The sequence below is a fragment of the Sulfurospirillum oryzae genome (assembly GCF_025770725.1).
GTDB lineage: Bacteria > Campylobacterota > Campylobacteria > Campylobacterales > Sulfurospirillaceae > Sulfurospirillum > Sulfurospirillum oryzae.
The window spans coordinates 116,148-139,146 of record NZ_JANZKZ010000001.1 but is presented as its reverse complement, the minus strand read 5'-3'; the positions used below and the strand labels follow the sequence as shown (position 1 = coordinate 139,146).

Below are 22,999 nucleotides of genomic sequence, written 5' to 3'. Positions count from 1 at the left end.
AAAAGATTTAGCTTTTGATGAGATAACAAGAATAAGAGCTGAATAACGGGAGCAATGATGCGATATGCTTTGATGGTTTTAGTCGTCTTGATGATGAATGGATGTGCCTCAAAATTAACCGAGGATCAACATGAAAAGTTGATGGATTATGGCATGGCAAACTCTAAAAAGATAGAGATAAAAAACTCGGAAACTTCTAAAACATTTGTGACTGTGACCTATCTAAACCCGATCAATCATGAATTGGTGACACAAGAGAGTGAAAAATTTATTGTTGGAACGTACACTGCAACAGGCGATAGTACTTTTGATAAAGTAACACTATCGAACTTTCAAGTCAATGGAACGGATGAAAATGTAAGTGTTACACCCCTCAATCAAGATGCTCCACTTCTTAAACTCGTCTCTTCTGCGAACGCTTGGACCCACTATGTGTTAGTACAAGCGCCCAAAACTGAAGAGATTAAAATGGAGATTAGTTTCGAAAACGATCGCTCAGAGCGGGTTGCAGTAAAATTTCGAAAAGATTACTAATTAAGACATCATCACCCAATAAGTGGCGATAGACAACATAGTTCGCGAGTACTTTTTTACCGTATTCGCGACTCTCTTCATTGATCATCGTTTCCATACTCCAAAAAGGCTCATAAGCACCTTGTGAAAATGCTCCGCCTTGTAAATGTCTTTTTGTAAAACCCATTCCTCCATTGTAAGCATACGCTACAAAAAGGGGATGGTATAAGCTTTTTTCTAAAAAGTTGAGATGAATATTGCCAAAAAGATAGGCTATGCGAGGATCAAACATGGCTGAGATCGAAAAATCTTCCAATTTCTCTTTTTTAGCAATATCGCGTGCCACAAAAGGCATAAATTGCATCATTCCAAGAGCGTACGAAGTGGAGACAACGGAAGGAATAAAACGACTCTCTTGGCGCGCAATGGAGAGCATTAACGCTTGGCGATGCACCGAATAACTAGAGATCTCTTCAGGGTAAGGAATAGGGTAGTAGTTTTTGGCGTAGTGCGTCACACGCTCCATCAAATAACTGTAATGTGGCAAGGTATTGGCGTATTTGAAGCTTTGTGCCAGTGACTCAACCTCTTCAGCGCTCATTTTATAGACTTTATTCATAATGCGTGGCCATGCAAAAGGGTCGCTGATATTAAAGCTTGGATGCGTTCCCTCTAAAACAGGAGAGACGATATTTTTGTAAGGCAAATTCAATTTTTCATAAGCATAAAGCGAGTACATATTGATGTCACTGCTTTCCATCATACGCTCTAAATAGTGCGTATCTTGAGTGATCAAGTATTGCCAAAAAAGAGCACGGTCTTTCTCTTCACGCTTGCTGGCACGTTCATTTGATAGCTCAAAAAAGTGAATGGCTTGTGCTTTTTCTTTATATTTGAGCGCATTAAGTCCAAGGTAAAAAAGTGACTTGGCGCTTACATGTACAGAGGGCGTTACATGTAAAAGCGACTTTTGGACATTATCGAGTTTATCATTCAGTACAGTACTGTAGATCAATGAGTTAAATTTAGGGTAATTAGAAAGCATATCAATCTGCGCTTGAGGAATAAGTTGCTGATTGAAAATAGCCGCTTTGTACGATGTTATACTGCCATTGTAGAGGCTCAAAAACGTATTGCCATCGCTGTTAAGTGCGGCTTCATAAACGTTCTCGCTCTCCATAATGGTGATGAGGTTAACGAGCTCTTTATTGTGTTTCAAGCGAGGTTTGATAAGTTTGAGTTGGCTTTTTGAGAGCGAAGTGACTTTTGAGATGTTTATGCCAATGTTAAAGCACTCATCATCTTCTTTCATCAAAGAACTCACATCAAGATCAACACATTTGGAGATTTTTTTATATTCGAGGTTGTCCATTTTTTTGGCAAAAAGATGGAAAAAACGGATATTCATCGTATGCACCATCCCAAAGAGCGCTTTGGCTTCTTTGGGTGTTACGGCATCGCTTTGAAGGTACTCATAGATATAAAAATCTTTAGCAAGGCTTCGTGGTTTGTCTCCGAAAAAATCGAAGTTCACGGGTTCATCGGCAAAAAGATCAACACAGACGCAAAGGCAGAGGAAAAGTCCAATTAACAATTTATAAAACATTGGCGAGTGCAAACAAGAGTTTAACGGCAAAAAGGTCTATAAATTGAAGTGTCAAAATCACAATCAGCGGAGCAAGATCAATACCACCAATTAAGGTTGGAACAAGTTTACGAATAAATGCGTATACCGGGTTGGTCAGACGAAACAAGATTTGAACAATAGGATTGTACGGATCAGGGCGCACAAACGTAATAAGTGCAGCAATAATGACAACCCAAATATAGATGTTGATCAATGTATGTAAAATAGTGGCAAAAGCTTCAATAAGTGTCGCTAAAACGATCATCTAACAATCTCCTTTAGATAGTTTTTGATAAGAGGATACACGAGGTCAAGTTCTGGTCCGTGATCAGCGCCACTGAGCCAGAAACGAAGAGGTTTGAAGAAGGGGTCTCCTTCTAAACGGCTTTTTTCAGAAAGATAGGCTTTAAAGTCATCAAATGCTTCAAAGTAAGGTGCCTTTAAAATGAGCCCTTGAAGTATTTTACTCTCAGCTTCAAATTCTGAAAATGGTTCTTTTTTTGCAAATAAAGCATCAATTTTTTGTTTGATTTCGTATGTTGTATGGGCTTCTTCGGTATAGATTTTTGCCAATTTTCCGATGTTTTCACAGGCATAGCCTAAACGTTTGGAAAGTTCCATGTCGCCTAGTTTTTGAATATGCTCACGGTTAATCAAACGCAGTTTTTCTATCTCAAAAGAAGCAGATGTGTTCAGCGTTTGAAGATCAAAGGTTGACATGATCTCTTCAAATGTGAGAATTTGGCTTGGCACAAGAAGGTAATTTATAATCGCTTCAGGCATAAACCCCTCATCTAAAAGTGTTTGAACACTGCGCTCGTTCTTTTGGCATTGAAAGGTTGGAACATACACATAGTGGATGGGTTGCTCATAGCCGATACTTTTGCGAATCCACTCCTCTTTAGGCGCGTCATTTAGGTGCGACTCTTCGCAAATAATGGTACTTACACCTTGAAGCATATCATCGCACGCTGAGGCGAAAATAGGGGTAGGATATTTGTCTGTGCGCATGATGACAAAGCTATCAGAGTCGTTATTTTCTTTTTTCATACGAATGACAAAAGGATTTGGGTTGTTTAACACCTCTTCAGAGCTTAGATGCTCACATTTTCCCTCATAAGGGACTGTATCTTTAGGGCAAAAACAGATAAAGGCTTTTTTTCTATCCAACAGTGTGGAGGCAAATTGGAGATGGTACTTAAAATTGTCACTTTGATAATAAAGATGAGAATACGTTATGCCAAAAAGCTCCAACATCTCTAAAATCTCTTGGTCTTTACCCTCAATGTTGCGCTTTTTATCACCATCTTCAATCCGCACGATAAACGGTTCGCCCGCTTGTTTGGCGCAGATATAATTTAAAAGCGCGATTCTAAGGTCGCTTATACGCATATCATTTATGGGTGCAAGGGCAAATCGGTACATTACTTCAACTTCTCCGCTACGAGGGCATTGACCACGCTTGGGTTGGCTTTGCCACCGCTGTTTTTGAGAACTTGTCCCACAAAGAAGCTAAAAAGATTGGTATTGCCTGCTTTAAACTTAGCCACATTCTCAGGATTTTTTGCAATCACTTCATCAATGAGAGGTTTCAGTTTTTCAGGATCACTGATCTGTGTCAGACCTTTGGCTTCAACGATTGTTTTTGGATTTTCACCCGTTTTTGCCATCTCTTCAAAAACTTGTTTTGCGATTTTATTGGAAATCGTTCCTTCATCCATCATAGCAACAAGTTCAGCGATCTCTTTGGCGCTAAATTTCAATTCCATTTCTTGTTTGAATTCTCTTGCAACTTCATTTGCAACGATATTTGCAACACTTACAGGGCTATTGACATGTAAGAGTGTTTCTTCGTAAAAATGGGCTAATTGTTCATCGCGCGCTAAGGTGTTGGCAATTTCACTGTTAAGCCCAAGCACCTTTGTGTATTTCTCAAACAGTGCTTTTTCAGCTTCGCTCATAGGGACGACTTCACCTTCAACGTGCGCTACTTTATGAGCCACAGATTTAGGCGCATTCTCAGTTGCTTCTGCTTTTTTACTCCACGATTCTTTGAGTCCTACAATTTTATTAAAAACAGGTTTTTCATCGGTATAATCAATGGGATCAGCATAAAAATAGCCTTGTCTTTCAAACTGGAACCGAACGTCAGGTTTTTCGCTAATGACGGCAGGCTCGACAAACGCATTTTTGATGACATGTAAAGAGTCAGGGTTAAGATCTTCCAATCCCTCTGGTGCATCGATTTTATAAAGACGCTCATAAAGTCTGACTTCAGCTTGTTTGGCGTGTTTGGCGCTTACCCAGTGAATCGCACTTTTGGTCTTGATGCCACTGGTGTCTGAGCCACTTTTAGAATCAGGGTGATACTCAGCTTTAATTTCGATAATAGTGCCATTGGCATCCTTCACAACCTCTTTACATGTAAGAATATACGCATGTTTAAGTCGTACCGATTGACTTGGCGTGAGGCGATAGTAATCTGCTGGAGGATTTTCCATAAAATCATCACGCTCAATATAAATCTCACGAGAGAAAGGCAGTTTTCGTGAACCCTCTTTTGGGACATCGTGCGGATAGTATGACGCGTCAATCTCCTCTTCGCCCTCGTAATTTTCAATGGTTACTTTAAGAGGCTCCAACACGCACATGACGCGTGGTACTTTTGGGTTTAAGTCATCTCGTATGCAAAATTCAAGCTGTGCCACATCGACCATAGAATTGGCCTTAGCTATGCCGATTTGGTCGCAAAAGTTGATAATAGACTCAGGCGTATAACCTCTTCGTTTATAGCCAGCAATCGTCGGAAGGCGAGGGTCATCCCAGCCACTCACATAGTTGCCATTGACAAGTTCTAGCAGTTTTCGTTTGCTCATGACGGTATAGTTCATACCTAAACGCGCAAATTCATGTTGGTACGGGCGAGGGAGTTTAAGTTCAAGTTCATCAAGCACCCAGTCATAAATATCACGGTTGTTTTCAAATTCCAGAGTGCAGATAGAATGTGTAACGCCTTCGATATAATCAGACAAGCAGTGAGCAAAGTCGTACATTGGGTAAATACACCACTCATCTTTTGTTCTAAAGTGATGCGCGTGACGGATTCGGTATAAAAGCGGATCGCGCATTTTCATATTCGCCGCACTCATATCAATTTTCGCTCTTAAAACGTGTTCGCCATCTTTAAATTCGCCCTTTTTCATTCGCTCTAAAAGGTCTAGGTTCTCTTCAATGCTGCGTTCTGCAAATTTGCTTCTTCGTCCTGGTTCTGTAACGGTTCCACGGTATTCGCGTATCTCTTCTTCGTTCAGGCTATCAACATAAGCTTTACCCATTTTGATAAGTTGTACGGCATAATCGTAGATTTTTGGAAAATAATCAGAGGCAAAGTACACTTTATCAGCCCATTCAAATCCAAGCCATGTTACGGCATCTTTCAGAGCTTCAACATAGCGCATGTCTTCTGTTGTAGGGTTAGTATCATCCATTCTGAGGTTACAATGCCCCTTATAATCACGGGCAATGCCAAAATTGATACAGATAGACTTAGCGTGTCCAATGTGTGGAAAACCATTAGGCTCAGGAGGAAATCTGGTAATGACTTCTTTATACTTTCCAGACTTTAAATCCTCTTCAACTTTTAAGCGTAAAAAATCTTTACTCTCACTCATTTTCTTAAAACCTTTTTGATGTAGAACTCTTATAATGCTTGTATTTTACCATGCTCTGTATTAATTAAGCCAAAAGTCTTGATAATCAAATATGGAAGAAGTATCAAATTGCTTTTATACAGCAGTGTATATTTATTGATTTTAAAATCACAAACTCTTAGCAAAAAGATTTATAAACTTTTTGCTATAGATAAAAACTCATCCGCAATTCTTGATAAACGTTTATCTTTTCGATAGGCAAGAACAACGGTACGTGTTAAGAGTGGTTCATCAATGCTAAAGAGCATGATTTTATCTTGCTTATCTTCTTTTATGAATTGTGGGACAGTAAAACAAGCACCGATACCCGATGCCACAATAGCATTAGCTATATCAAAAGTTTCTGTTTCGCAAAAAATATTAGGCTCAAAACCTGCTTTTTTAAAAATTTGGTCGTATATCGGTCTACTTCTTTGACTGTCCTTTGGCAAGATGAATTTTTCATTTTGGAGATCTCGCAAAGAGACAAAAGGGTATCCTTTTGTTCTCTTTTTTACTTTTTGAGCAAGAGGATGAGTTATTGGCAAAGCAAGCAAGGCTTGCTCCTCTTTAATGACTTTATAACTTAGTCCCTCTGAGTGAAGAGGTAATATCAGTGTTGCGATATCGACATCTCCATCTAAAAGCATCTTCTCTAATTTTAATGTTGAAAACACTTGCGATACTTTGATGTCAGCATTAGGAAATTTTTTGTAAAACATTGACAATGCATCAGGAATAAAGTGGTATCCCGTTTGCGAAAAACCAAGTCGTAGTTTTCCATTTTCAAATCCTGTAACATCACGCATTTGCACATTGAGGTCATTGTACAGCTCGATGATAGCATTGGCTTTTGAGAGATAAATCTCTCCTGCATGCGTCAGACTAATAGGTGTTGTACTTCGATCAAAAAGAGGTACACCAATCTGCTTTTCTAAAATATTAATGCTTTGACTTAAGGATGGTTGTGCAATTTTAAGCTTTTGTGCAGCCTTTGTAAAGCTTTTTAATTTGGCAACCATGACAACACATTCTATTTGTTTAAAACTCATCTAACACTCCTAAAATTAAGTTGTTTAATAACATTTCTAGTCATAACAAAAAACCTATGAGAATATACATAAAATGTACTTTGACTTATGGATGAAAGTGTATTAATATTTTGCTGTCATTAAATTTAAAATGTATTTAGAAAATATAATTTTAAATTTATAAAACTATTGAGAGGAAATTTTATGACTGAACAGTTTACCCGCAGAGAATTTCTGCAATCAGCCTGTATTACGATGGGTGCATTGGCAGTGAGTACAACGGGTGTTGAAAAAGCTTTTGCTGCAACTTCTACTTCAACACCTAATACTTCAGGAATGCCAAGTTGCGATGTTTTGATTATTGGTTCAGGTGCCGCAGGTCTTAGAGCTGCTGTTGCTGCACGTAAAAAGAACCCAAATCTAAGCGTTGTCGTTGTCAGTAAAGTGATGCCAACAAGAAGTGCGACAACGATGGCTGAAGGCGGCATTAATGGTGTCATTGATTTTAGTGAAGGAGACTCTTTTGAACTCCATGCTAAAGATACTGTTAAAGGTGGCGACTTCTTAGTAGATCAAGATACAGCACTTAAATTTGCTAACTACGCAGGTGCGGCAATTCATGAGCTTGATTACATTGGTATGCCGTTTTCGCGCGATAGTAAAGGTAATGTTGATAAACGTTATGCGGGAGGTGCATCAAAAATCCGTTGTAATTTTGCTTCGGATAAAACTGGACATATTCTCACCCATACCTGTTTAGATGATGCCCTAAAACACGGTGTTAAGTTTTTGATGGATCATCATATGCTCGACCTTAGCATTGAAAATGGTCATTGTGAGGGTGTAGTGCTTAGAAACATTCGTACCGGTGACATTGCGCCTGTTCGTGCAAAATCCGTCGTTTTAGCAACGGGTGGTTACACGCGCGTATTTTGGAACAGAACATCAACGCCTTATATTGCAACAGGTGATGGTGCAGCAGCAGCCCTTCGTGCAGGTCTGATCTTCAAAGACCCAGAGATGCTTCAGTTTCACCCAACCGGTGTTTGCCATGGTGGTACGCTTATTACAGAAGCAGCGCGTGGAGAGGGTGGTATTTTGCTCAACAACCTGGGTGAACGTTTTATGAAACGCTACGTCCCCAATAAAATGGAACTGGCACCTCGTGATATTGTTGCACGTTCGATTGAAACCGAAATTCGTGAAGGTCGTGCTTTTGGTCATGATATGGAGGCCTATGTTCTTCTTGATGTAACGCATTTGGGTAAAGAAAAAATTATGAGAAATTTACCTCAAATTCGCCACATTGGTCTTTTATTTGAAAATATGGACTTGGTTGAAAAACCAATTGCGATTCGCCCAACAGCTCACTACTCTATGGGGGGTATTCACGTAACAAGTATTGATACGATGGCAACGCCTGCTCCTGGACTTTTTGCAGCCGGTGAAGCATCTTGTGTATCCATTCACGGTGCAAACCGCCTTGGTGGTAATTCATTGTGTGATGCAACGGTTACCGGAAAAATTGCAGGTATTAATGCGGCAGAGTATGCAGCAAAAGCGGACTTTGGTGCCGGTAAACGCCTGAATGATTTAACCCTTAAATGGACAAGTCATTTTAAAGAAATTACAGGTTCAGGCAAAGGCAATGTGAATGATATGTACGCTCTTCGTGAAGAGCTTGGTGCTGCTAACTGGTATAACATGGGTATTTTTAGAACAGAGTCCAAATTACTCGCACTTGCGGATAAACATGCAGAATTTCAAGCACGCTACGATGCAATTCGTATCCCCAATACAAACCCTGTGTTTAACACAGCTTATACAGAGTATGTGGAACTTGGTAACTTACTCCTTGCATCACGTGCGGCGCTTATGGGTGCTACAGCACGTAAAGAATCTCGTGGCTCTCATTTCCGTGAAGATTACTTAAAACGTGATGATGAGAACTTCTTAAAACACTCCATGGTCACAATGGATGAGAGCGGTAAAATGCATTTAGACTGGAAAGATGTTGTTGTCGGTCAGTTTAAAATTGAAGAGAGGAAATACTAATGAAATTTATCATTGATCGCTTTGATGGCAAAAAAAATTATCAACAAACCTATACGGTAGAGAAAAAGGATATAGAAGCGTTGACCTTATTGGGGACTTTGCTTTTTATTAAACAACATCTTGATCTTACACTCAACTTTACAGCTTCATGCCGTATGGCGATTTGTGGTGCCTGTGGTGTACGTGTCAATGGTCACTCGTATCTTGCATGTGATACCAAAATGACTGAATTGTTTGAAGAGTACAAAGATGCCGATACGTTTCGTATCTCTCCGCTTTCAAATTACACTGTTATCTCTGATCTTGCCGTAGATTGGGAGCCTGCAATTGAAAATCTTCGTAAAGTAAAACCAGGCTTGGTTGCAAAGGATAAATTCTCAGAAAAAGAGGGTTGTGTTCAAAATCAAGAAGAGTACGATCGTATTGTAGGGCAATGGGATTGTATCTTATGTGGTGTGTGTGCATCTGAGTGTAATAAACTCTCAGCAGATCGCAGTGATTATATGGAGCCGTTTGTTTATACTCACGCATGGAAAGTAGCGAATGATTCGCGTACGAAAGACCCAATGATTCACGTTAAACCTTCCGTTGCAAATGGTCTTTGGAACTGTGTCCACTGCCATGAGTGTACCAATCGCTGTCCAAAACATATTAGTGCAGCCGATGACATTGCAGGCTTACGTGCGTTGGCTATGAAAAAAGGCTTGAACTCAGGTGTTGGTCCTGCACATGCAAAATCTTTCTACACTGACTTGGTTGAAGATTCAGGTCGTCTCAATGAAATTCGCCTTGCGCTTAGAACAGAAGGAGTTAGCACAGTTCTTCGCGCTGGAACAGCTGTGACGCTGATGAGTGCTGGGAAAATGAATCCGTTAGAGATTTTTGGCGGACATGAAATTGAAGGTCATAAAGATTTAGTAAAAATGATTGAAGCGGCTCACGCTGCACACAAGGAGTAACGTATGCAAAACGAATTTGCTTTTTTCCCTGGATGCGTGCTTACTCAAGCCGCTATTGAAGCTAAAATGTCTCTTGAAGCGATTGCGCCAGTCCTTGGCATTAAACTTAAAGAGATCAATGGATGGAGTTGTTGTGGTGCTTCTCAAGCACAAGATGTTGACCCGCTAGCCACATTGGTTGCCAATGCTAGAAATCTTGCTTTGGCAGAGAAAATGAATTTACCAATGCTTACAACGTGCAGTACCTGTCTACTGATGTTGCGCCGTGCCAAAGCGCAATTAGATAGTGGCGAAAAAGAGCGTATCAATACGTTTCTTGCAAAAGGTAATATGAGCTATAAAGGTACCAGCGAAGTGACAAGCCTTCTTTGGGTATTGGCTCAAAATGCAGAACTTATCAAGTCAAAAGTGCAAAAACCACTTTCAAATCTTAAAGTGGCTGTTTTTTACGGTTGCCATAGTGTGAGACCGGGGAAAGATCTTGGCTTTGAAAGCTCCGTCAATCCAACCAGCTTTGAAACGGTTATAGCAGCCTTAGGTGCGCAGGTTGTGCCATTTACAAAACGTCTGGATTGTTGCGGTTTCCATGCGGTTTATCCAGCTGAAAAATCAGTTATGAAAATGACCAGTGGCATTGTCAACAGTGCAGCTGAATCAAAAGCAGACTGTCTTGTCACCCCATGCCCGTTGTGTCAAATGCAAATAGACATCTATCAAGATGATGCCCAAGCTACGACAAAATCAAAGGCGCGTGTCCCTGTTCTTCACTTAGCGCAAATTGTAGGTTTAGCGTTAGGTATACCTGCTAAAAAACTCGGTCTTGATTATAACGTCATTGATGCGAGTAAACTAGGATAATGCTTTTTGAAACGTTCTGCAGCAAGTACTGTAGAACGTTTTGTTTTTTTATAGAGTGGAAAAATGGTTTTTAAAATTTTAAGGAGATGAATATGAAATTGGTGAAATTTAGCTTGGTGGCTATGGTCGTTGCAGGTCTTGCATCGAGCTCTTTCGCAGCAGACAATCTGGCTGACGCATTTAAAAATGGTAAAGTGAGTGGTGAGCTTAGGGCATGGTATTTTGATAAAGATACAGAAAAGCTCAACTCTTCAACAGCTCCAACAAGTGTTGTAAAAGATACTGCAAAAACGGGAGATATTCTCAATACCGTAGCTATTTTAAATTATGTAACCGATACATTTTATGGCTTCAATCTTGGTACAACAATGGTAGCGAGTGCTGCACCATTTGTTGATGCTGAGGGTAAAACAGCATATCAAGATGATATGTGGGGTTCAGGAGCGGTTCTTTCTGAAGCCTATTTAGGCTACACCATTGGTAAAACCAATGCTAAAATTGGTCGCCAGTACATTTCAACACCAGTTGTTAACGGTAGTGGTTCACGTATCGTAAAAGAGTCATTTGAGGGTGCAACGATTGTTAATACGGACATTCCTGCAACAACAGTCATGGCAGGTTTTATTGACAAGTTTCAAGGAAGAACAAGCTATGGCATGGGTTCAACTGCTGGTGATGCGCCAAATTTTGAAAAACGTGCTATTTTCTTAGGTATTAATGCCAATACAACCTATCTCTTTGATGATGCTTATACGCTTGCAATCATCAATAAATCGATCCCAAACCTCACCTTAACAGCACAATATGCGTGGGCGGGTGACGTTGTTGTAACAAACACACAAGATGTCAATATGTACTACACAGAGGCAAATTATGTGCTTCCTATGAATGGATTTAAACTTAAATTTGATCTTAATTACCGTGGTTCAAAAACAGATTTAGTCTCTGGAACGGGTGTCAATGCTATCTATTTTGATGGTACACAAACTGCTGGACGTATTTCGATTAGCGAATTAGCAGGCTTTGGTTTAGCCTTTACTGCAGCAACAACAAGTAAAAATGACGCTGTTATCTCAGGTATCGGTAATGGAACATCAAGTTACACCGCAACTTTGGTAAAAGCGAGTAGTCCATCATTACGCGCAAATACCGATTCTTACCGTGTTGATTTTACGTATGATTTCTCTAAAGTGGGTGTTACAGGACTTGCAACCATTTTACAATATGGCTTAGCCAATCAAGACAGAGTTGGAAATGCTCAAACAAGTGCAGATTATACCTCTTATGCTGCGGGTGTAACCTATGCTGTTCCCGCTGTAAAAGGGTTGAGCTTAGAGCTTCAGTATGAAAAACAAGAAATTGAAACAACACGTTATTCAAACAGTACCAAATTTACAGCAGATTTGGATGAACTTAGATTTAAAGCGAATTATAAATTTTAATGTGTTCTCTATAGTCTAAAACTCATGTCTCTTTGAAGGTAGAAAAAAGGGAGTATCCCATGGGATACTCCCTTTATGAGTTAAAAACTTCAGTAAAGGATCTACATGACTCTTTCAAAACAACTCCTCGTTATGTTGATATCAGCTATTTTAGGTACATCTATTATTTTTGGCATTAGCCTTGTTAAAATGGATCAAATCTATACAACCACGACAACATGCCAAAAAAGTACCTTGCCGAGTGTTTTATTGTTGGACGATATGCAAAGAGGGTTTTATCGTATTAGACTTTTATTGTGGGAACATCTTGGCACAGATATCAATGATAAAAATGAAATCAAAATTCTAGATGAAAGATATCGTACTTATAGAGGAGAATTTGAAAATAATTTAAAAAATTATGAGACGTTTGCAATGGATGCCAAAGATAAAGAAATTTATGAGAAAGAGAAACAGCTCTACGCAATTTACATCGCGATGGCAGATCAAGTCTTGCAGATGTCACGAGAAGATAAAAAAGTCGAAGCTAAAGATTTTATGCTTAAAAATCGGAAAATGTCACGTAATTTAACCGACACCATTGATGAACAGATGACATACAATAAAAAACTCTCGGAAGACAATGCTCTTGTTGCGCAAGGTACAAAACAGACTGCAAGCATTGAAATGACGATTATTATAGCGTTGGTTATTCTTTTAACGGTTATTCTTAGTTATCTTATTAAGAACAATATCATGCAAGGTGTAAGTCTTATACACGATAGCATCACCAATTTTGTACGAACCAAAGAGCTTAAATTTAGAATCAATTATAATAAAAAAAATGAGATTAAAGAGATTGTGGATAGTTTTAATGATTTAGTGAATACATTAGAATACACCATTCTTGATGCCAAAAACTCTTCAAGTGAAAATGCATCCGTTTCACATGAATTGAGTACTACGAGTATACAAATAGGAAGAAACGCCGAGCAAAGCTCCATTATTGTTGAGAGTACGATCCATGAAATTGAAGCCATTAAGGTATTTGTTCAAGAGACAGCCATTCTTTCTGAAAGCATGAAACAAAACATCGCCACAGCAGGTGCAAGACTCGATAATGCTAAACATGAAGTGATAGCGCTACGTGGTGAGATGGATCAAGCTAGCCAATCAGAATCTGCCCTTGCTCAAAAATTAGAACAGATGAGTCATGATGCAGAGCAAGTTAAGCAAGTCTTAATCGTTATCTCTGAGATAGCTGACCAAACCAATTTACTAGCACTTAATGCGGCTATTGAAGCTGCAAGGGCGGGGGAACATGGACGTGGGTTTGCGGTTGTTGCAGATGAAGTAAGAAAACTAGCAGAACGTACACAGACATCACTCACTGAGATTAATGCAACGATTAATATCATTGTTCAATCCATTGTGGACTCTTCAGAACAAATGGGAAGAAATGCTAAAAATATTGAAAGACTTTCCAATGTTTCTAGTGGCGTAGAAACAACTATTTTAGGAACAACACAAGTCATGCAAGAGAGTGTTGCAGCGGTGACAACCAGTGCACAAAACTCACGTAAGATTTCACAAGATACTGACAAGATTGTTGAGATGGTTAGTAACATTAATATTTTGACCTCTCAAAATGCCAGAAGTGTTGAAGAAATCGCAGCAGCGGCAGATCATCTCTCTCGTTTGTCTGAAATTTTAAATAGTAAGCTCCAGCAGTTTAGATAAACACTTAAATTCAAGATGTAGAGGCTATAAGGATATTGACAGGGTGTGTGTCTTGCATGTTTTAAACTTTTTAGAAAGATGATGTCATGGATGCATTTATTTTAGGATTTATTAGCTTCTGTACGTCCCTTATAACAAGTGTTGTTGGTATAGGAGGTGGATTATTGCTTATTTCCATACTCCCTATCTTCTTACCTACAAATGCTCTTATCCCTATACATAGTTTGAACCAGATTACAAGCAATATATCAAGAGCTTATTTTGGGCATAAAGATATACAGTTCCAAGTCATACCAAAGTTTTTAATAGGCTCACTGATTGGTATTGGTATCTTTATGGCTTTTTTAAAAGTGGTATCACTTACCTATATTCCTTTGTTTTTAGGAGCATATATCTTATTGTCATTATGGTCTGAAAATTTTAATAAGGCAATAATGAAGTACGAAAGTTATTATGTCATTGGTTTTTTTCAAACTGGCGTATCTGTTATTGTAGGTACAACAGGGCAACTTACAATGACAAAATTACTTAAAGAGTTTAAAGACAAAAATAAAGTCGTTGCCACATCAGCAATTCTCATGTGCTTAACACATGTATTAAAAATCATAGTGTTTATCTATTTTGGATTTGTATTTCGTGACTATCTTAGTATTGTTATTAGTATGATTATTGGATCCATTGTAGGCTCTTATATTGGAACACAAGTAAGAGAGAAAATAGATGGTAAAAAATTAATTTTTATATTAAAAATCTTTCTTTCTATCTTGGCCGTCAAAAGTATTCTGAGTGTTATATAACTTTGAAGTTAAATCAATTTTGATAGAAATGTTATACATGAAAAAGAAAATATTTCATAATTTAAAGAAAGTTCTAATCATGCTTAAGTTAGGATAGCTTAACTTTTATTGTAAAGGCTCTGTATTATGGATAGAATTAGAAATGTTCCGTGTTTTTCAAAACTTAATGATGCTCAACTTGAAAAACTCAAAAAAATTTCTGTTATTAAAAAGTACAAAGCCAAAGAGATTCTTTTTTATGAAGGCGATGAACCCATTTATCTTTATGTACTCCTCCAAGGAACGCTTAAAGTATACAAAACCAACCACAAAGGACAACAGATTTTTTTACATCAGTTCTATCCTGGTGGATTGGTTGCAGAACTTGCCAATTTTGAGAATATTCCTTATCCTGCAACAGCTGAATTTATGAGCGATAGCGAAGTGCTTCGCATCGACTACAAAGCATTAGAGCAAGATTTTTTCAAAAATCCTGAAATCTCTTTTGAGATTATCAAGTCTCTCATTGCAAAACACAAAATTCTTATTGATGTCATTCAAAAAGAGGTTATTTTAACCGCAGATGCCAAAGTTGCAAAGTTTATTTTGGAAAATGGCGAGCTCTTTAAAACGCTTAAAAATACCCAAGTAGCTTCCATTCTCAACCTTACTCCCGAAACGCTCTCCCGTACCCTTTCAAAATTTAAATCTTCTGGGTTTATCGAACTCGATGATAAGCACCATATTCAAGTCATTGATCGTCAAAAGCTAGAAGAGGTTTTATAACTTTTTTTCATGACTGCTTGACATAGGTCAAGGTTTTTTTTCGCCTTTCTTTATACAATTCCCTATAGCTTTCATTAGATTATTAGATTAAATTAAAATTAATAATTAGGAGGTTTGTAGGCTTTTGACAAGGTGAGGAGACTTTCCTTGTAGTTTTGGCTTGAGTTAGGCGTTGTTGCTTTAGTTGAAAAGCAACACAGAACATCAAAGGAGGAAATGTGAAAAATAGTAATTTCCTAAAGTACGCGGCACTTTGTGTTTTTGTTGTGGCTATAGGCTTTTTTGCTTATATAGTACACGCATCTAAAGCGCTATCGTATCTCTCCCATGATCCTAAGGCCTGTATAAACTGTCACGTCATGAATACGCAATATGCGACATGGCAACACAGTTCACATGCTGAAAGGGCTGGTTGTATCGATTGTCACTTACCACGTGATAATATGGTTAATAAGTACATTGCAAAAGCGCGAGATGGTTACAACCATAGTGTTGCGTTTACATTTAATACGTACAAAAATGCCATTAAAATCAGTGACGATGGAGCGAAAAGAGTACAGGAGAATTGTATTTCTTGTCATGCGAGTTTAACCTCTCAAATGGTTAAAAATGCCGATGTAAATCATAATTATGACGATCCAAGTGTGGCAACGGGTAGACGTTGCTGGGAATGTCATAAGGGCGTACCGCATGGTAAAGTTAGAGGTCTTACAACAACACCTAATAATTTAGGTGTCAAAGAAGTTAAGTAAAAGGAGAAATGATGATGAAGTTCAAATTGTTACTTGCTGGTTCACTTGTCGCTATCGGAGCAATGGCACTATTGGCTGGCAATATAACAGAAAAAGAGAAACAACGCGTCGAACTTGCTAAGGCTCCAAGTGAAGCAGGTATCGAAGGTAAAGCGAAAAGTGAAGAATGGGCAAAATACTATCCAAGACAGTTTGATTCTTGGAAAAAAACAAAAGAGAGTGATGAGCTCATTGATATGCTCGATAAAAAACCATACCTTGCTGTTGCATGGGCTGGTTATCCATTCTCAAAAGATTATAATGCACCACGTGGTCACTACTATGCGGTTCAAGATAATATTAATTCCCTTCGAACGGGTGCTCCAACAGACGCAAAAACAGGTCCTTTGCCAACAGCATGTTGGACATGTAAATCACCTGATGTTCCTCGTTTGATTGAAGAAGATGGTGAATTAGAGTATTTTACAGGCAAATGGGCAAAATACGGCTCACAGGTGGTTAACTCTATTGGTTGTGCAACATGTCATGATGATAAAACAGCGCAGTTAAGCGTTCGTGTTCCTCACTTAAACCGTGGTCTTCAAGCAGCAGGGCTTAAAACATTTGAAGAGTCTACTCACCAAGAGAAACGCTCACTTGTATGTGCCCAATGTCACGTAGAGTATTACTTCAAAAAAACAGACTGGAAAGATGCACAAGGTGCTGATAAGACAGCTATGGTTGTTACACTCCCTTACAAAAATGGTTTAACCGTAGAAGGTATGGAGAAATATTATGATGAGATCAATTTCTCTGACTGGGTACATGGTATTTCTAAAACACCTATGATCAAAGCACAACATCCTGACTGGGAGCTTTGGAGAACGGGAATTCATGGACAAAAAGGTGTTTCATGTGCTGATTGTCACATGCCTTACACTCAAGAAGGTTCTGTGAAGTATTCAGATCACCAAATTGGAAATCCTCTTAAAAACATGGATAAAAGTTGTATGAACTGCCATAGAGAGAGCGAGCAAAAACTTAAAGACATTGTCAAACAAAAAGTAGATCGTAAAGACTTTATGATGGACATTGCATTTGATAATATTGCTAAAGCTCACATCGAGACAGGCCGTGCGATGGAAGCAGGTGCAAGTGATGATGAACTTAAAGAAATCCGTACACTTATCCGTCATGCACAATGGAGAGGCGATATGGCAATTGCAGGTCATGGTGCGTTCTTCCATGCTCCAGAAGAGGTCTTAAGACTCTTAGGTTCAGCCAATGAGCAAGCACAACAAGCACGTCTTAAACTTGTCAGTGTTCTTGCTAAACATGGTGTTATGGACTTCATGGCTCCAGAGTTTAACACAAAAGAAAAAGCTCAAAAAATCGCAAAAGTCGATATGCCAGCTTTGATTGCTGAAAAACTCAAATTTAAAGAGACACTAGAGAAAGAGTGGAAAAAAGAGGCAGCTGCTAAAGGCAGACTTGCTCCAAATTCTGTAGCTCTTGATCCAGCAGTCGATAGCAAATCTTCTTACTTTGATAAAAATAAAAAGTAAGGTTTTCAAATAGGGGAGAGACTTGTCTCTCTCCCACCTTGTGATATACTAAAACTTCCAAAGGCACTTTTAGTGTGTCACAATATCCTCTCCAAGGACAAACGTGTTGCTTAAAGTTTTTGGCTCCTACAAAACGACGCTCATACTTCTCTTCATTTTAGCCGTAGGTGCCGCAGTAGCAACCTTTGTTGAAAATGATTTTGGCACAAAGTTCGCGCGCCATTATGTTTATAATGCCATTTGGTACGAAGCATTCTTAACCCTAGGCGCGCTTAATCTTGCACTTGTGCTTTACCGCTCTAAAATGATTTTACATGTAAGCAAATTTATCTTTCATGCCGCGTTTATTCTCATTCTTATAGGGTCTGGATTAACACGCTATTTTGGTATTGAAGGTGTGATGAAAATCCGCGAAGGCATGAGTTCCAATGTTATATTTTCTAACGATAAAAACAGTGAAATTACACTGCCCTTTGCCCTGCATTTGAGTAAGTTTGAGTTAGAACGTTATTACGGTAGTCGTGCACCCTCTGCGTACAACAGTGATGTTCGCGTGCTTGATGGCAACACAAGCGTAGATGCGCATATTTACATGAATCACACGCTCACCTACAAAGGGTACAAATTTTTCCAAACATTTTATGACCCTGATGAAAAAGGAACGATTCTCTCTGTCACCAAAGACCCTGGCGTTGAAGTGACATACATTGGCTATGCACTCTTGTTTTTAGGACTTATTTTAAATCTGTTCGATCCAAAATCACGTTTTAGAAAGCTCATCGCTGAGGTGAAAAGCAGTACGTTTCTGGTGGCACTTTTACTTTTCTCGCATGCACCGCTTTTTTCTCAGAGTGAGTATGTACAAACTTACTTGAGCGAGCATCAGGCTAAAAGCAAAGAGGTTAGCGATGCTTTTGGTAAACTCGTCGTGCAATCGCGTATGGGGCGGATGAAGCCGTTTGATACACTTGCCACAGAGGTACTTTATAAACTCAGCGGTAAAAATAGCCTCTACGACATGGATGCAATGCAAGTCGCCCTTGGAATGCTCTCCCACCCCAGTGTGTGGAAAAAATTGCCAATGATTCAAACAAAAACACCGCGTCTCAGGGAATTTATAGGTGTTCCAAAAGAGCAAAAGCTAGCTTCTTTTGAAGATTTTTTTGAGGGTCATCGTTACAAGTTAGATGTTGAACTTCAAAAAGCACTGGCGATGAAACCGAGTCAGCGAGGAACGTTTGAGAACGATCTTATCAAAGTTGATGAACGTCTTAGCATTGCTTTTATGCTCTATCAAGGTGTGCTTTTTAAAATCTTCCCACTGCCAAACGATGCCAACCATACGTGGTTAGCCTTCGAGCAGATGTTCTCACAGCTTCAAGGGGAAGAAGCCGAAAAATTGCAAGAGAGTTCAACCGCATTTATGGAAGCCCTTTTTGAGCGAAATTATGACAAAGCTCTTTTACATGTAAAGATTTTTTCGGATTTTCAAACCAAATATGGCTCGGACATAATGCCTTCATCGACACACATTAACATCGAGATTTTGTTTAATAAACTGATGATCTTTGAGCGCTTAACCTTAGTGTATACGCTTTTGGGTTTGATTCTTTTAGTGGTTGCTTTTGGACGGGTTTTTGCGCCTCAAACGTTTACATGTAAACTAGATCGCGCACTCTTTTTCATCGTCGCATCGCTTTTTGTACTGCATACATGTGGGTTGGCACTGCGTTGGTACGTCAGCGGGCATGCACCTTTGAGCGATACGTATGAGTCCATTGTCTATATCGCATGGTCGTGTCTGCTTTTTTGCATGCTCTTTTTACGCCGTTCGTTGTTTGCACTCTCTGGTTCGGTAATGATGGCAGGCATCTTTATGTTTGTGGCACACCTCGGGCACATTGACCCAGAGATCACCAACCTTGTACCTGTTTTAAAATCGTTTTGGCTGAGTGTACACGTCTCCATCATTACAGCAAGTTACGGCTTTTTAGCGTTAGGGTGTGCGCTGGGATTTTTCACGCTGATACTCTTTACATGTAAAAGTTCTAACCAAACACTAGTAACCATCAAGCACCTCACCACCATCAATGAAATCACGCTGATTTTAGGACTGACACTTCTGGTTATCGGCAATTTCTTGGGTGGTGTTTGGGCGAACGAGTCATGGGGTCGTTACTGGGGATGGGATCCAAAAGAGACATGGGCGTACATCTCCATTTTAATCTACACGATCATTTTACATGTAAGGCTTGTGCCGCGGTTTTATTCGCATTATCTGTTTGCGGTGCTCTCGCTTTTGGGCTTTGCATCCATACTGATGACGTATTTTGGCGTCAACTTTTATCTTGCTGGCATGCACTCGTATGCGACGGGTGATCCTGTGCCGATTCCTACATGGGTGTATGTGTGCAGTGGCGTGGTGCTACTGCTCATTTTGATATCGTATAAAAACAGACTTTTAAAGGAAAAAAAATGAATAAAATAAAATTATTAGCCCTTGCATTCGCCCTCATGGGAAACCTTCATGCGGGTGATGTGTTTGAAGGTATTGTTGTTGATACGCTTCAAGGGGGCGGTTATACGTATATGCAGATTGACGATACAAAGAAAAAGTATTGGGTTGCTGTTGAAGGGGTTAACATTGAAAAAGGGACAGAAGTTCGTTTTACAGAAGAGCTTCGTGCAAAGAATTTTGAGAGTAAATCACTCAATAGAACATTTGATGAGATCGTTTTTGCCTCTAATCTTCAGTACCGAACAAAAGCTCCAGAAGCAGGTAATTTAGCACTCATTAATGAGCAGGTTAAAGAGTCTCCTTATAAACAAAAAGATACGATGAGCGTTAAAGAGGCATGGGAAAAACGTGCCAGTTTAAAAGATAAAACGATTAGCATTCGAGGTCGTGTTGTCAAAGCATCGCCTAATATTCTTGGGCGTAATTGGGTGCATATTCAAGATGGCACGGGTGAGGGAAGCGAAGTAGGGCGTGTGGTCTTTACCTCTTCTGAATTACCAAAAGTGGGAGATGTTGTAACGGCTTCTGGCGTGGTTCGTGTTGACAAAGATTTTGGTTCGGGCTATTCTTATAAAATCATTGTCGAAAACGCTACTTTTAGCAAATAAATCATAAAGAGGTTTGATGGCAAACAACGATCCTTTGGCACTTGTTTCATCATTACCACTGTTCGATTCTCTGCAAAGTGAAGACATCGAAAAGATCGCTTCATTTTGTAGTATACGTCACCACAAAGCTGGTGATGTTCTTTTCTATGAAAAAGACACTAAAGATTCAATTTATTACATCATTAAAGGCTCGGTCAAGTTTTATAAAGTTGATCGTTTCGATAATGAAATCTTTCTCTACAAACTTTACTCCAACTCCCTTATTTTTAATGTTTCTAAATTGATTGACAGCTTTTTCATTAGCTGCTACGCAAACGCTGAGTTTTTAGAGGATAGCACGGTTCTTTCCATCCAAAGTGAGCCGTTTCGTGAGATGATTTACGCTAATCATCGTTTGATGACCAAAATATTGGAAGAGTCGTTTAAGATGATTCAGCAGATGCAGTGTATTATCAGTCGTGATGTTGTCTTTGATGGAACTGCCAAAGTAGCACACATGTTGGTCAATGAACTAGAGACTTTTAATCGCCTAAAAAAACATGAAATTGCCTATATGCTTCACATTCAGCCTGAAACACTTTCACGTATTTTAAATAAACTGACTAGAAATGGTACAATTGAAATTGAAAAAAACAGTGTTGTGCTCTTAAATATTCAAGAGCTTAAAGATATTTATGAATAGACTTTTTTCAATGGTTATGAAAGAAGTCTAATAAAAAAATGATAATTTTTAGGACATTTTAAAATGAAGCCAACCGCAATTAGTGCAAAAATGCGTCTCGCTGGGGGATTGCTGTCGTTTGTTATTATCTTCATTATTTCATTAACCGTTATGATGAATCAGATGAGTAAAAAAGACTCGTATATTATCAATATTGCGGGAAAAGAGCGCATGCTTTCGCAGAAGATTAGCAAAGAGACTTTTTTCATTGTGCATCGTCATACCAATGACTTTCGCGAGCTTAACACCGCTGTGGCTCTTTTTGAAAACAGTCTGAAAGATCTTTTGTATGGCAATGATTCCAAAGGTATTTATGCGCCACAAAATGAAAGAATTAAAACAAAACTTGAAGAAGTGATGAGCCTTTGGCTCCCTTTTAAAGAAGAGGTTGAAGCACTCAAAAGTGGCATCGAAGAGGTGCGCCCTGATATGGAAGTTTTGACACCGCGTATTGAAAAATTATTGGTGCTCTCAGACACGGTTGTCCAGCGCATGGTCAGTGCAAATCTCAGCAATATTCACATTGACCTCTCGGGTCGTCAGCGCATGCTTTCTCAGAGAATGGGGCTTTATGTTAATCGTTATTTGCGTACGGCAAACGCACAAGATTTGCTTATTTATGCTGATGCTAAGACGCTTTATAACAAAACGATTAAGAGCTTTTTAGATGATCCTGCGGTTAAACATGCGCCTGAGGTGTATGCTATCGTTAAAGAGACCAATGATTATTGGGAAGATTATGTTCTTTATTTAGAGCATATCATTGCGTTGGAGAGTGAAATTAACAAGCATTTAGCCTTTGTTTATGAGAAAAATGTACAGCTTCTTAATGCCATGGATGAAGCCGTTTGGCTTTATACGGATCACAGTGAAGCTAAGAATGATATGTTCCTCAAATTTCAGTATATCGCACTTATTGTAGGGCTTATTATTATTGTCTATGCTTTTGTGATGACCAAAGAGATTATAGAGCATTTAGAAGGCTTTGTACAAAAAGCCAAAGAGTTGGCACATGGAGACCTTAGCAGTTTCTCTGCAAAACCCGTGACGCTTTCGGATCACAGTGAAGATGAGCTGAAAGAGGCAACATCGCATATTTCTCTTTTTGTGCAAAAGGTTAATTTTGCGATGAAAGATTCCGAGGATGCCCTTAAAAAAGCGGAAAATGCAGTCTCTCAACTGCAACAACTCGCCCTTGAAGTTGAAGATGCGATTGAAGATATGGGTATTGATGAGCATGATAAAAAAACATTTGATAAAAATGTCAATGCAACCGAAGACATTGCGATTCAGTCGGCTGAAAATCTTATTCATGTCAATAGAATGTTGCAAAAATTGAAAAAAAGTCTTAATGCAATGGTCGAGAGCAGTCAGCAAACCAAAGAGCAAAAAGAGGGGTAA

The 22,999-nt window shown here is 39.0% G+C and carries 19 protein-coding genes; 14 read left to right on the top strand and 5 right to left on the bottom strand.

The window, feature by feature from the left end:
- The first annotated feature begins 54 nt into the window (after positions 1-54).
- A complete protein-coding gene (locus N0B29_RS00605; protein ID WP_263831774.1) occupies positions 55-534 on the top strand; it encodes a hypothetical protein in 480 nt (159 codons plus the stop codon).
- On the opposite strand, the gene N0B29_RS00600 is transcribed toward N0B29_RS00605, so the two are convergent.
- The 5 genes from N0B29_RS00600 to N0B29_RS00580 form a co-directional block, all read right to left on the bottom strand.
- Positions 476-2,119 carry a lytic transglycosylase domain-containing protein gene (locus N0B29_RS00600; RefSeq protein ID WP_263831773.1) on the bottom strand — a complete coding sequence of 548 codons (1,644 nt, stop codon included), beginning with the start codon at positions 2,117-2,119 and terminating at the stop codon, positions 476-478. The genes N0B29_RS00605 and N0B29_RS00600 overlap by 59 nt on opposite strands.
- Positions 2,109-2,405: a YggT family protein gene (locus N0B29_RS00595; RefSeq protein ID WP_438874151.1), complete on the bottom strand. Its 297-nt coding sequence runs from the start codon at positions 2,403-2,405 to the stop codon at positions 2,109-2,111. Before N0B29_RS00595 ends, N0B29_RS00600 begins: the two co-directional genes overlap by 11 nt.
- Positions 2,402-3,565 (bottom strand): glutamate--tRNA ligase family protein, encoded by a 1,164-nt coding sequence (locus N0B29_RS00590; protein WP_263831772.1) that lies wholly within the window; start codon positions 3,563-3,565, stop codon positions 2,402-2,404. The genes N0B29_RS00595 and N0B29_RS00590 overlap by 4 nt, the downstream gene beginning before the upstream one ends.
- The gene (locus N0B29_RS00585) at positions 3,565-5,811 is read right to left on the bottom strand and encodes a glutamine--tRNA ligase/YqeY domain fusion protein (protein WP_263831771.1); all 2,247 of its coding nucleotides are present in this window, start codon (positions 5,809-5,811) and stop codon (positions 3,565-3,567) included. The genes N0B29_RS00590 and N0B29_RS00585 overlap by 1 nt, the downstream gene beginning before the upstream one ends.
- A 170-nt stretch (positions 5,812-5,981) precedes the next feature.
- The gene (locus N0B29_RS00580; protein ID WP_263831770.1) at positions 5,982-6,881 is read right to left on the bottom strand and encodes a LysR family transcriptional regulator; all 900 of its coding nucleotides are present in this window, start codon (positions 6,879-6,881) and stop codon (positions 5,982-5,984) included.
- A gap of 183 nt (positions 6,882-7,064) precedes the next feature.
- Here N0B29_RS00580 and sdhA point away from each other — a divergent pair, with 183 nt between their 5' ends.
- The 13 genes from sdhA to N0B29_RS00515 all read left to right on the top strand — a co-directional run bounded on the left by sdhA (position 7,065) and on the right by N0B29_RS00515 (position 22,999).
- Positions 7,065-8,915 carry an 8-methylmenaquinol:fumarate reductase flavoprotein subunit gene (sdhA, locus tag N0B29_RS00575; protein ID WP_263831769.1) on the top strand — a complete coding sequence of 617 codons (1,851 nt, stop codon included), beginning with the start codon at positions 7,065-7,067 and terminating at the stop codon, positions 8,913-8,915.
- Positions 8,915-9,874, top strand: coding sequence for an 8-methylmenaquinol:fumarate reductase iron-sulfur subunit (gene sdhB, locus N0B29_RS00570; protein WP_263831768.1), 960 nt, complete (start codon positions 8,915-8,917; stop codon positions 9,872-9,874). The genes sdhA and sdhB overlap by 1 nt, the downstream gene beginning before the upstream one ends.
- Before the next feature lie 3 nt (positions 9,875-9,877).
- Positions 9,878-10,732, top strand: a complete 855-nt coding sequence (gene sdhE / locus N0B29_RS00565) for an 8-methylmenaquinol:fumarate reductase membrane anchor subunit (RefSeq protein WP_263831767.1) — start codon at positions 9,878-9,880, stop codon at positions 10,730-10,732.
- A gap of 92 nt (positions 10,733-10,824) precedes the next feature.
- Positions 10,825-12,174 (top strand): OprD family outer membrane porin, encoded by a 1,350-nt coding sequence (locus N0B29_RS00560; protein ID WP_263831766.1) that lies wholly within the window; start codon positions 10,825-10,827, stop codon positions 12,172-12,174.
- Between the two features lie 105 nt (positions 12,175-12,279).
- Positions 12,280-13,893 carry a methyl-accepting chemotaxis protein gene (locus N0B29_RS00555; RefSeq protein ID WP_263831765.1) on the top strand — a complete coding sequence of 538 codons (1,614 nt, stop codon included), beginning with the start codon at positions 12,280-12,282 and terminating at the stop codon, positions 13,891-13,893.
- Positions 13,894-13,979: 86 nt separating this feature from the next.
- Positions 13,980-14,690, top strand: coding sequence for a sulfite exporter TauE/SafE family protein (locus N0B29_RS00550; protein ID WP_263831764.1), 711 nt, complete (start codon positions 13,980-13,982; stop codon positions 14,688-14,690).
- 126 nt (positions 14,691-14,816) lie between these two features.
- A complete protein-coding gene (locus N0B29_RS00545) occupies positions 14,817-15,455 on the top strand; it encodes a Crp/Fnr family transcriptional regulator (protein WP_263831763.1) in 639 nt (212 codons plus the stop codon).
- 218 nt (positions 15,456-15,673) lie between these two features.
- Entirely contained in the window at positions 15,674-16,207 is a 534-nt protein-coding gene (gene nrfH, locus N0B29_RS00540) for a cytochrome c nitrite reductase small subunit (RefSeq protein WP_263831762.1), read from the top strand.
- 11 nt (positions 16,208-16,218) lie between these two features.
- Positions 16,219-17,751 carry an ammonia-forming cytochrome c nitrite reductase gene (nrfA, locus tag N0B29_RS00535; RefSeq protein ID WP_263831761.1) on the top strand — a complete coding sequence of 511 codons (1,533 nt, stop codon included), beginning with the start codon at positions 16,219-16,221 and terminating at the stop codon, positions 17,749-17,751.
- A 103-nt stretch (positions 17,752-17,854) separates the two neighbouring features.
- Positions 17,855-20,230 carry a cytochrome c biogenesis protein CcsA gene (gene ccsA, locus N0B29_RS00530; protein ID WP_263831760.1) on the top strand — a complete coding sequence of 792 codons (2,376 nt, stop codon included), beginning with the start codon at positions 17,855-17,857 and terminating at the stop codon, positions 20,228-20,230.
- Positions 20,227-20,877 (top strand): hypothetical protein, encoded by a 651-nt coding sequence (locus tag N0B29_RS00525; RefSeq protein ID WP_263831759.1) that lies wholly within the window; start codon positions 20,227-20,229, stop codon positions 20,875-20,877. The genes ccsA and N0B29_RS00525 overlap by 4 nt, the downstream gene beginning before the upstream one ends.
- 16 nt (positions 20,878-20,893) lie before the next feature.
- The gene (locus tag N0B29_RS00520) at positions 20,894-21,559 is read left to right on the top strand and encodes a Crp/Fnr family transcriptional regulator (protein WP_263831758.1); all 666 of its coding nucleotides are present in this window, start codon (positions 20,894-20,896) and stop codon (positions 21,557-21,559) included.
- 63 nt (positions 21,560-21,622) lie between these two features.
- The gene (locus N0B29_RS00515) at positions 21,623-22,999 is read left to right on the top strand and encodes a type IV pili methyl-accepting chemotaxis transducer N-terminal domain-containing protein (RefSeq protein ID WP_263831757.1); all 1,377 of its coding nucleotides are present in this window, start codon (positions 21,623-21,625) and stop codon (positions 22,997-22,999) included.

Coding starts and splice junctions, on each gene's coding strand:
- N0B29_RS00605 (WP_263831774.1), top strand. CDS start 55: ATGATGCGATATGCTTTGATGGTTTTAGTCGTCTTGATGATGAATGGA.
- N0B29_RS00600 (WP_263831773.1), bottom strand. CDS start 2,119: ATGTTTTATAAATTGTTAATTGGACTTTTCCTCTGCCTTTGCGTCTGT.
- N0B29_RS00595 (WP_438874151.1), bottom strand. CDS start 2,405: ATGATCGTTTTAGCGACACTTATTGAAGCTTTTGCCACTATTTTACAT.
- N0B29_RS00590 (WP_263831772.1), bottom strand. CDS start 3,565: ATGTACCGATTTGCCCTTGCACCCATAAATGATATGCGTATAAGCGAC.
- N0B29_RS00585 (WP_263831771.1), bottom strand. CDS start 5,811: ATGAGTGAGAGTAAAGATTTTTTACGCTTAAAAGTTGAAGAGGATTTA.
- N0B29_RS00580 (WP_263831770.1), bottom strand. CDS start 6,881: ATGAGTTTTAAACAAATAGAATGTGTTGTCATGGTTGCCAAATTAAAA.
- sdhA (WP_263831769.1), top strand. CDS start 7,065: ATGACTGAACAGTTTACCCGCAGAGAATTTCTGCAATCAGCCTGTATT.
- sdhB (WP_263831768.1), top strand. CDS start 8,915: ATGAAATTTATCATTGATCGCTTTGATGGCAAAAAAAATTATCAACAA.
- sdhE (WP_263831767.1), top strand. CDS start 9,878: ATGCAAAACGAATTTGCTTTTTTCCCTGGATGCGTGCTTACTCAAGCC.
- N0B29_RS00560 (WP_263831766.1), top strand. CDS start 10,825: ATGAAATTGGTGAAATTTAGCTTGGTGGCTATGGTCGTTGCAGGTCTT.
- N0B29_RS00555 (WP_263831765.1), top strand. CDS start 12,280: ATGACTCTTTCAAAACAACTCCTCGTTATGTTGATATCAGCTATTTTA.
- N0B29_RS00550 (WP_263831764.1), top strand. CDS start 13,980: ATGGATGCATTTATTTTAGGATTTATTAGCTTCTGTACGTCCCTTATA.
- N0B29_RS00545 (WP_263831763.1), top strand. CDS start 14,817: ATGGATAGAATTAGAAATGTTCCGTGTTTTTCAAAACTTAATGATGCT.
- nrfA (WP_263831761.1), top strand. CDS start 16,219: ATGATGAAGTTCAAATTGTTACTTGCTGGTTCACTTGTCGCTATCGGA.
- N0B29_RS00525 (WP_263831759.1), top strand. CDS start 20,227: ATGAATAAAATAAAATTATTAGCCCTTGCATTCGCCCTCATGGGAAAC.
- N0B29_RS00520 (WP_263831758.1), top strand. CDS start 20,894: ATGGCAAACAACGATCCTTTGGCACTTGTTTCATCATTACCACTGTTC.
- N0B29_RS00515 (WP_263831757.1), top strand. CDS start 21,623: ATGAAGCCAACCGCAATTAGTGCAAAAATGCGTCTCGCTGGGGGATTG.